Raw genomic sequence first — 9344 nt, forward strand, 5'->3', positions numbered from 1 at the left:
TGGCCTCGGCTTCCTTGACCATCTTGTCGATGTCGGCGTCCGAAAGGCCGCCGTTCGCCTGGATGCGGATCGACTGTTCCTTGTTCGTGGCCTTGTCCTTGGCCGTCACGTGCACGATGCCGTTGGCGTCGATGTCGAAGGCGACCTCGATCTGCGGCAGGCCGCGCGGTGCGGGCGGAATACCCATCAGGTCGAACTGACCCAGAACCTTGTTGTCCGCCGCCATCGGCCGCTCGCCCTGGAAGACCCGGATGGTCACGGCCGACTGGTTGTCGTCGGCGGTGGAGAACACCTGGCTCTTCTTGGTCGGGATGGTCGTATTGCGCTCGATCAGCGGGGTGAACACGCCGCCCAGGGTCTCGATGCCGAGCGTCAGGGGGGTGACGTCCAGCAGCAGCACGTCCTTGACGTCGCCTTGCAGAACGCCCGCCTGAACGGCGGCACCCAGGGCCACGACCTCGTCAGGGTTCACACCCTTGTGCGGCTCCTTGCCGAAGAATTTCTTCACGGCTTCCTGGACCAGGGGCATGCGCGTCATGCCGCCGACCAGCACCACCTCGTCGATGTCCGAGGCCTTCAGCCCCGCGTCCTTCAGCGCCTTGGCGCAGGGCTCGATGGTGCGCTGGACCAGGTCGTCGACCAAAGCTTCCAGCTTGGCGCGGCTCAGCTTGATGTTCAGGTGCAGCGGGCCCGAGGCGTTCATGGTGATGAACGGCAGGTTGACCTCATACTGGGTCACCGAGCTCAGTTCCTTCTTGGCCTTTTCGGCCTCCTCGCGCAGGCGCTGCAGGGCCAGCTTGTCCTGGCGCAGGTCGACGCCCTGTTCCTTCTTGAACTCGTCGGCCAGATAGTCGGCCAGACGCACGTCGAAGTCCTCGCCGCCCAGGAAGGTGTCGCCGTTGGTCGACTTCACCTCGAACACGCCGTCGCCGATCTCCAGGATCGAGACGTCGAAGGTGCCGCCGCCGAGGTCATAGACGGCGATCTTCTGGCCGTCGTTCTTGTCCAGGCCATAGGCGAGCGCGGCGGCGGTCGGCTCGTTGATGATGCGCAGGACTTCGAGGCCCGCGATCTTGCCGGCGTCCTTGGTGGCCTGACGCTGGCTGTCGTTGAAATAGGCGGGCACGGTGATGACGGCCTGGGTGACCGTTTCGCCCAGATAGGCCTCGGCGGCTTCCTTCATCTTCATCAGGGTGAAGGCGGAAACCTGCTGGGGGGAATAGTCCTTGCCGTGGGCCTTGACCCAGGCGTCGCCGTTCGGACCCTTGACGATCTCATAGGGGACCATGGCCTTGTCCTTGGCCACGACGGGGTCCGAGAACTGGCGGCCGATCAGGCGCTTGATCGCAAAGAAGGTGTTGGACGGGTTGGTGACCGACTGGCGCTTGGCCGGCTGGCCCACCAGGGTCTCGCCGCCGTCCTGGATGGCGACCACGGAGGGCGTCGTGCGGTTGCCCTCGGCGTTCTCGATGACCTTGGGGTTCTTGCCGTCCATGACGGCCACGCACGAGTTGGTGGTGCCCAGGTCGATGCCGATGATCTTGGCCATAGTCTGTATCGTCTCTTTCGTGTGGCGGGCGGTGCGGCGGCCTTTTGAAGCGAAGCGCCGCGCTTGACCGTCCCCGTGTGGATTGCGCCGTGCCCGTCTGGGTCCGGCAGGGTGGCTGTCTAATGGAAAGCCCTGAAAGATACAGGGCCAATCCGGTGGCTGCGGATATGGGAAAGCCCTCATGGCCCGCAAGGGCTTGATGCGTCTCGCAACAAAATCAGCCGGAGAACAAATCACCTCCGCCGTCAGGCCGCGTCAGATGCCATACGTCCGCCCGTAAGGCAGGATAGGCCATCGACGGGCGCTGCGGGGGCGGCGCCGCCATCGGAAGCTGACCCACCATGTCGAAACTCACCCTTCCGTTGATCGCAGGCCTGATGGCGGCCGCGGTCGCCATTCCCGTCCCGAGTCTCGCCGCACCCCCCGCGCCCGGAGCCGCGCCCGCCGCCCCGGGCCAGTCCCGCGACGGCCAGAACCGACGGGTCCGCATCCACAACCAGACCGGCTGGACCATGGTCCGGCTCCAGGCCGCCGATGCCCGCTCCCGCGCCTGGCAGGGCGACGTCGTCGGCGATCAGGTCCTGACCACGGGGGCCAGCCGGGTCGCCACCATCGACGACGGTTCCGGGGCCTGCACCTATGTGTTCCGGGCCGAATTCTCGAACGGACAGGCGCTGGAGCGCGGCCCGATCAATGTCTGCGAGATCGCCGACTACTACCTGACGCGCTGACGCTTCCGGCGCGCGGCCGGTCGCGCTAGACCCGCGCCATGACCCACACCGCTTCGTTTCAGGGCGTCCAGGACGCCGCCCGCCAGATCGCCGGCGTCGCCGTCCGCACCCCCCTGATCGAGAGCCCCGCCCTGAACGAACGCCTCGGCGGGCGGGTGCTGATGAAGGCCGAGACCCTGCAATACGCCGGGGCCTTCAAGTTCCGGGGGGCCTACAACCGCATCAGCCGGCTGACCGACAACGAGAAGGCGCGCGGCGTCGTCGCCTATTCGTCGGGCAACCACGCCCAGGCGGTCGCGGCCGCCGCCCGGATGGTCGGGACCTCCGCCGTCATCGTCATGCCCGCCGACAGCCCCCGGGTGAAGGTCGAGGGGGTCATCGCCTTCGGTGGCGAGGTGCGCATGTACGATCGCTACACCGAAAGCCGCGAGGCCATCGGCGAGGAGATCGCGGCCACGCGCGGCTCCGTCCTCGTCCGCCCCTTCGACGACCCCTTCATCATCGAGGGCCAGGGCACCACGGGCCTCGAGATCGTCGAACAGGCGCGCGAGGCGGGCGTCGAACGGATCGACCGGCTGCTGTGCGGCACCTCGGGCGGGGGGCTGATGGCGGGCATCAACCTGGCCCTGGCCGCCCTGTCGCCCGACACCGTCGTTCACGGAGTCGAGCCCGCCGATTACAACGACACCGAACTGTCCCTCAGGGCCGGGGAGCGGCTGACCCATGCCCCGGCGTCCGGCACCATCTGCGACGCCCTGATGACCGACAGGCCGGGCGAGCTGACCTTTCCGATCAACCGGCGCCTGGCCGGCATCCTGACCGTCACGGACGCCGAGGTCGCCGAGGCTGTCCGCTTCGCCTTCCGCCACCTGAAGCTGGTGGTCGAGCCGGGCGGAGCGGTGTCGCTGGCCGCCCTTCTGGCCGGAAAGCTCGACGTCGCGGGCCAGACCACCGCCATCGTCCTGTCCGGCGGCAACGTCGATCCGGCCCTGTTCTCGGCCATCATCGAGGACCGGTTCGAGAGCTGATCGATCAGGGTTGCGTCGGCCCGGACGGTCAGGAAGGAATTTATTCCTGATATGGGCTTGTGCCCCCTGGGTCGCCCGACCATCTATCGATGTCACCGCGTCGCCGGCGTCCGCTCGCCTGCCGAACGGTTAAAGCGGTTGAAACGGTTGAAACGGTTGAAACGGTCGATGTCTCTGGCCTGCCCCGACGGCAGGGGATTAGGGTCGTCGAAAATCAGGGAGACGACGATGACCAAGCCCAGCGACCTGCCCGGAATGATCGGTGACGAGACCGTCTCGAAATGGTTCGAGATCACCCAGGCCCGCATCGACGCCTTCGCCGACGCCACCGAGGACTGGCAGTTCATCCACATCGATCCCGAAGCCGCCAAGGCCTCGCCCTTCGGCGGCACGATCGCGCATGGGTTCCTGACGCTCAGCCTGATGTCGGCCATGACCTATGACGCCAATCCGGGGCTGGAGGGGGTGGTCATGGGGGTCAACTACGGCTTCGACAAACTGCGCTTCCTGGCCCCGGTCCCCGCCGGATCGAAGGTGCGCGGCCGTTTCAAGCTGATGAGCGCCGAGGACAAGGGCGGCGGCCGCTGGCTGATCAAGCACGAGGTCACCGTCGAGATCGAAGGCTCCGAAAAACCCGCCCTGATCGCCGAATGGCTGGGGATGCAGTTCGTGGGGTGAGGATTGAATTGGACCATTGATTGGTCCACTCTCGGAACATGATCGAAGTCGCCGTTTCCGCAGCCAAATCCCGGCTCACCGCCCTCGTCCGTCAGGCTGAGGGCGGGGACGATGTCTTCCTGACCCGGAACGGTCGTCGCGTCGCCCGGATCACGGCGGCCCCCGCGCGAAGCAAGCATCTGCTCTCGGTCGAGGAGAAGATGAAGATCATCCGGGAAATCCAGGAGTCCGCCCGAGGCAAGTTCGAGCCGGGATTCGATGCGGCCCGCAGCGCGGATTTCCTGTACGGCGATGACGGTATGCCGGGGTGATCGCACTCGACAGTTCGGCGCTGATCGAAGTAGTCGCCCGGCAATCCCGGGCCGATGCCTGTTCCGCCGTCCTGTTGCGGAGCGAACTGATCATTTCGGCGGCGACCCTCGCGGAGGCGCTGATCGTGTCTCGGCGCAAGAAGGTCGCGAGCGAGCTGGACGGCCTGCTGGAGTTGCTCAACCTCGAGGTCGAAACCGTGGACGAGGCTTTCGCCGAACGCGCCGCCTATGCCTACACCCGTTGGGGCAAGGGGTTTCACAAGGCTGACCTGAACTACGGCGACAGCTTCAGCTACGCCCTGGCCGAGATGTACCGGTGCCCCCTGCTCTACGTCGGCAACGACTTCGCTCAGACCGACATCGTCAGCGCTCTGGGCTGAAACCGTGCAGCGCCGCCTCGATCGCGGACAGGGATCCATCCCGCGCGGCGTCTGATCCAGACACCGGCGACGCCACCACGGCAACCGGCCGCTCATATTTCGACGCCGCGCGGCGGTAGGCCGGGTCGTAGTGGGTCTCCAGAAGTTCTGCGATCAGGGCCGACAGGTCGCCGTCACGCGCCAACCCCTTCCACCGCTCGATCACGGCACGCCCCAGCCGCAGCGGCAGACGCGACAGTACGGCATCCAGCGCCTCCGGGTCGGCGGCGATGTCCGCATAGGCGGCGCGGCTGAAGGCGGTGCGATCCTCCAGCGATCCGGTCAGGGCGATGCGGGGCGCGGCCTTCATCGCGGCCCACAGCCGGGGTGGCAGGGTCAGGGCGCCGACGCGGCTGGCCTCGGCCTCGACCAGGACGGGGCGCGTCGGATCGAGGGCCTCCAGCGCGACCGCCAGCCGGCTGTCGAACAGTTTCTGGGGCGGCTGGGCCTCCGCCGTCGCTCCGAATAGCGACCCACGATGCGCCGCCAGACCCTCCAGATCCAGCACGGCCGCGCCGCGTTCGGCCATCAGCGCCAGGACCGCCGTCTTTCCGACCCCGGTCGGACCGTCCAGCAGCACCAGAGGCGGCAGGGGCGCGGCCTCGCTTCCGACGTCGTAAAGACGGGCGAGCACCCTCCGTCGCCAGGTCTGATACCCGCCGGTCAGCTGCGCCACCGGCCAGCCGACCTGATCCATGATGGTGGCCATGGCGTGCGACCTCTGACCGCCGCGCCAGCAATAGACCAGCGGCCTGAACCCGCCGCCCTGCCCGGCCAGCGGCCCTTCCAGATGCGCCGCGATATTGCGCGCGACCAGGGCCGCCCCGCGTCGCCGTGCCAGGAATTTGGAGCCCTGGACGTACTCTGTCCCCACCTCCGCACGCTGCGCATCGTCGAGGACCGGCAGGTTGATCGCGCCGGGAATGTGATCCTCGGCAAACTCGCTCGGACTGCGCACGTCGATCAGGGCGTCGTATCCCGCCCGCGCATCCGGTTCGAGGTCGGTCGTCAGCCGGATCACGAGATGCGCACGACCGCCGGCCCCGCCACGATCCGCCCGATCTCGGCGGCAAGCCCGAAGCCTTCGCCCCGGACCAGGTCCAGCACCGCCTCGGCCTCATGCTCCGACACGGCGATCAGCAGGCCGCCGCTGGTCTGGGGGTCGGTCAGCAGCGTGCGCCGCCAGCCGTCGACCCCGTCGGGCAGCACCACGCCCTCGGCATAGCTCGACCAGTTGCGGCCGGAGGCCCCTGTCGCCACCCCATCCCTCGCCAGCGCCTCGACCCCGGCCAGCAGCGGAACCGCCGCCTCCTCGATCTCGACCGTGACCCCTGCCCCGCGCGCCATCTCCAGCGCATGACCCAGAAGGCCGAAACCGGTGACGTCGGTGACGGCATGAACGCCCAGCGCGTCCGGCAACAGGGCACCGACCGCGTTCAGCTGGGTCGTGGAGGCGACCAGGGCCGCATAGCCCTCGTCCGACAGCCGATCCTGCTTGAAGGCTGCGCTCAGCACCCCGACGCCGATCCCCTTGGTCAGGATCAGCCGGTCACCGACCCGCGCCCCCTTGTTGGTCAACACCTTCACCGGATCGACCAGGCCGATCGCCGCCAGTCCATAGATGGGCTCGACCGAATCGATCGAATGGCCGCCGGCGACCGGGATGCCCGCCCGCGCACAGACCTCGGCCCCGCCCGCCAGCACCGCCCGGATGGTGGCGTCGGACAGGACGTTGATCGGCATCCCCAGGATGGCCAGGGCCAGGATCGGCCGCCCGCCCATCGCATAGACGTCGGACAGGGCGTTGGTCGCCGCGATCTGGCCGAACACGAACGGGTCGTCGACCATGGGCATGAAGAAGTCGGTGGTCGCCACAACCGCCTGCTGCTCGCTGATCTTCCACACCGCCGCATCGTCCGAGGTCTCGGTCCCGACCAGCAGAGACGAGAAGGCGGCCGCCGACGGCATTTCCGCCAGGATGTTCCTCAACCGCTCCGGCGCCATCTTGCACCCGCACCCACCCCCGTGGGCGAGCGAGGTCAGGCGGGGTTCGGGTTGAGCGGAGTGAGCCATCCCGCCTTCCTAGACCAGGAACGGCATGACGGCATCAACGGACCGCTACCCTGATCAGTCCAGGTCTATCCGACGGTCGCTGTCTGATCGCCGCGGCTGATGACGACCAGCTTGCGGTTCACGAACTCCTTGATGCCGACTTCGCTGAGCTCGCGGCCATAACCCGACCGCTTGACGCCGCCGAAGGGCAACTCGGGCATTGATGTCGTCGTGGTGTTGATGAAGACCATGCCGGTCTCGATCCGCGAGGCCAGTTTCCGGGCGCGATCGGTGTCGCCCGAAAAGATCGATCCACCGAGGCCGAAGTGGGAGTCGTTGGCCTGGGCCACCACGGCATCGTCGTCCTCAACCACGAAGATCTGGGCCACGGGGCCGAAGAACTCCTGATAGTAGGCAGGGTTTTCCCGGGCGATGTCGGTCAGGACGGTGGGCTCGTAGAAGAAGCCGGTGCGGTCGGCGGCCTTGCCGCCAGTCAGCACCCGGGCACCCCTGGCGACCGCATCCTCGACCTGTTTGGTCAATGTGGTCAGGGCGTCCTCGGACGACATGGGCCCCAGCACGGTTGCCTCATCCATGGGGTCGCCCATGACCGCGCCCTTCATCCCTTCGACGAAGGCGTTGATAAAGGCGTCTGCGACGGCTCTCTGCACGAGGAACCGCTTGGATCCGGTGCAGACCTGTCCGGCGTTCGACAACCGGCCTTCGACCGCGGCGGCGACCGCCTTTTCGAGATCGGCGTCGTCGAGCACCACGAAGACATCCGACCCACCCAGTTCCAGCGTGGACTTCTTCAGCATTTCCGACGCCCTGGACGCGACCTTGGAGCCCGCGCCTTCGGACCCCGTCAGGGCAACCCCCTGGATGCGGTCGTCGGCGATGAGTTCAGCGACCTTGTCCGCCGAGATGCGCAGGTTGGTGACGCAGCCGTCGGGAGCTCCTGCCTTTCGGCAGAGATCCTCGAACAAGGCGGCGCATCCGGGCACGATGCCGGCATGCTTGAACATCACCGGGTTGCCCACCGCCATAGCGGGCGCGACCACGCGGATGAGCTGGTAGATGGGGAAGTTCCACGGCTCGACGGCCAGGAGCACGCCGATCGGATGAAACTCGGTCCAGGCCTCGCCCAGTTCGCTGTCGATCTCCTGGGGCTTCAGGAACCCGGCGGCGTGGGCGGCATAGTAGGCCGCGATCCCCGCGCACAGATCGATCTCAAGCCGGCCCTGGGCGAGCGGCTTGCCCATCTCCACCGCGATCGTGCGGGCCAGCGCCTCCTTTTCTTCGGTCAGAACACCCGCCAGCCTGTCCAGAACCGCGAGCCGGGTCTGGATGTCGCCGCGCGACCAGTCTGATCGAAACAGGCCGTCAGCGCGCGCCAGCGCCGCCTCCACCTCCGCGTCCGAGTGTTCGGGATAGTCCTTCACCATCTGCTCGGTGAACGGATTGAGGGTGCGGTAGGCCATGAGGTAATCTCGAGACTGCGAGGGCCTCGGAAACGCCCGCGAGCCGGCCCGGTTGCCGTTCGATGGACGTCAGGGTGTCACACCTCGCCGAGACACCTCAGCGCGACTTCCAGGTTCCGCAGGCCGTCCTCGCCCGTCACCGCAGGCGTCTCGCCGGTGCGGATGGCGTGGGCGAAGGCTTCCAGTTCCTTCTTGAGCGGCTCGTTGGGCCAGCTCATCAGGCCGCGCGTGGAGTATGAGCCGTCGGGCTGCTGGCCGAAATATTCGGTGACCTGGCGGGTCATCAGGTCGGCGACGACGAATTTGTTGTGGGTCGCGACCTGCAATGTGCGGGTCTTGTAGGGCGTCACCCAGTTGGTGGTGATGTGGGCGATGGCACCGTTCTCGAGCCGGAACTGAAGCAACGCCGTGTCCTCGCGGTCGGCGCGGGTGCGGGCCAGCTGCGGCTGGACCTCGGCGATCTCGGAGCCCGTCAGGTGACGGATGATGTCGATGTCGTGGACGGCCAGGTCGATGACCACCCCGACCTCGCCCATCCGGGGCGGGAAGGGGCCGACGCGGGTGATCTGGATCGAGATCACGTCCTCGCCTTCGATGGCGCGCTTGACCGCCTCGACCGCGGGGTTGAACCGCTCGACCTGACCGACCATCAGGACGCGGTCGTTGGCCTTGGCCGCGTCGATCATCCGCTGGGCGTCGGCGACGGTGGCGGCGATCGGCTTTTCGACCAGGACGTGGACGCCGGCCTCCAGCAGGGCGACGCTGAGGTCCGCATGGTGGCGGTTGGGGGTGGAGACGATCGCGGCCTCAAGTCCGCCTGCGACGAAATCCGCCGCCGTCGTGACCGGGCTGGCACCGTAGGCCTCGGCCACCCCTTGTGCGGTGACCGCATCCGGATCGAACACCAGGGCCAGGTCGAACTCGCGCATCTCGGACAGGACGCGGGCATGGTTCCTGCCCATGACGCCGACACCGGCGACACCGGCGCGGAGGGGAGCGTGCAGCTGGGTGGGGTTCATGCGGTTCAGCCCTTGTACGAGGCGACGGCGGCGACGATCCGGTCCTGGGTCGCCTCGTCCAGATCGGAGTGCATCG

At 67.5% G+C, this 9344-nt stretch carries 11 protein-coding genes; 5 read left to right on the forward strand and 6 right to left on the reverse strand.

Going from position 1 to position 9344, the window contains the following annotated elements; translation table 11 throughout:
* On the reverse strand, positions 1–1549 hold a 1549-nt coding region (gene dnaK, locus JHC99_RS14960), incomplete at its 3' end, for a molecular chaperone DnaK (protein WP_292155218.1).
* A gap of 341 nt (positions 1550–1890) precedes the next feature.
* Here dnaK and JHC99_RS14965 point away from each other — a divergent pair.
* Both JHC99_RS14965 and JHC99_RS14970 read left to right on the forward strand, forming a co-directional pair.
* The gene (locus JHC99_RS14965; protein ID WP_292155219.1) at positions 1891–2280 is read left to right on the forward strand and encodes a hypothetical protein; all 390 of its coding nucleotides are present in this window, start codon (positions 1891–1893) and stop codon (positions 2278–2280) included.
* 38 nt (positions 2281–2318) lie between these two features.
* A complete protein-coding gene (locus JHC99_RS14970) occupies positions 2319–3308 on the forward strand; it encodes a threonine/serine dehydratase (RefSeq protein ID WP_292155220.1) in 990 nt (329 codons plus the stop codon).
* A gap of 92 nt (positions 3309–3400) precedes the next feature.
* Here JHC99_RS14970 and JHC99_RS14975 read toward each other — a convergent pair whose 3' ends face one another.
* Positions 3401–3544 carry a hypothetical protein gene (locus tag JHC99_RS14975; RefSeq protein ID WP_292155221.1) on the reverse strand — a complete coding sequence of 48 codons (144 nt, stop codon included), beginning with the start codon at positions 3542–3544 and terminating at the stop codon, positions 3401–3403.
* Between JHC99_RS14975 and JHC99_RS14980 the strand changes: the two genes are divergently transcribed.
* The 3 genes from JHC99_RS14980 to JHC99_RS14990 are packed head-to-tail and all read left to right on the forward strand — an operon-like array spanning position 3537 to position 4677.
* Positions 3537–3986, forward strand: coding sequence for a MaoC family dehydratase (locus JHC99_RS14980; protein ID WP_292155222.1), 450 nt, complete (start codon positions 3537–3539; stop codon positions 3984–3986). The two genes, JHC99_RS14975 and JHC99_RS14980, sit on opposite strands and share 8 nt — an antisense overlap.
* Before the next feature lie 20 nt (positions 3987–4006).
* The gene (locus tag JHC99_RS14985) at positions 4007–4297 is read left to right on the forward strand and encodes a type II toxin-antitoxin system Phd/YefM family antitoxin (RefSeq protein WP_292155223.1); all 291 of its coding nucleotides are present in this window, start codon (positions 4007–4009) and stop codon (positions 4295–4297) included.
* Positions 4294–4677, forward strand: coding sequence for a type II toxin-antitoxin system VapC family toxin (locus JHC99_RS14990; RefSeq protein WP_292155225.1), 384 nt, complete (start codon positions 4294–4296; stop codon positions 4675–4677). Before JHC99_RS14985 ends, JHC99_RS14990 begins: the two co-directional genes overlap by 4 nt.
* Here JHC99_RS14990 and mnmH read toward each other — a convergent pair.
* From mnmH to JHC99_RS15010, 4 genes are all read right to left on the reverse strand, one after another.
* Entirely contained in the window at positions 4661–5737 is a 1077-nt protein-coding gene (gene mnmH / locus JHC99_RS14995) for a tRNA 2-selenouridine(34) synthase MnmH (RefSeq protein ID WP_292155227.1), read from the reverse strand. The genes JHC99_RS14990 and mnmH overlap by 17 nt on opposite strands.
* On the reverse strand, positions 5734–6789 hold the full coding sequence (gene selD, locus JHC99_RS15000; protein WP_292155229.1) for a selenide, water dikinase SelD: 1056 nt from the start codon (positions 6787–6789) through the stop codon (positions 5734–5736). The genes mnmH and selD overlap by 4 nt, the downstream gene beginning before the upstream one ends.
* Positions 6790–6854: 65 nt before the next feature.
* Complete coding sequence (locus tag JHC99_RS15005) at positions 6855–8249, reverse strand: NAD-dependent succinate-semialdehyde dehydrogenase (protein ID WP_292155231.1); 1395 nt, start codon at positions 8247–8249, stop codon at positions 6855–6857.
* Positions 8250–8326: 77 nt separating this feature from the next.
* Complete coding sequence (locus JHC99_RS15010; protein ID WP_292155232.1) at positions 8327–9268, reverse strand: Gfo/Idh/MocA family oxidoreductase; 942 nt, start codon at positions 9266–9268, stop codon at positions 8327–8329.
* Positions 9269–9344 lie beyond the last annotated feature (76 nt).

It is taken from the genome of Brevundimonas sp. (assembly GCF_016463485.1).
In the GTDB taxonomy this organism is placed as follows: Bacteria; Pseudomonadota; Alphaproteobacteria; order Caulobacterales; family Caulobacteraceae; genus Brevundimonas.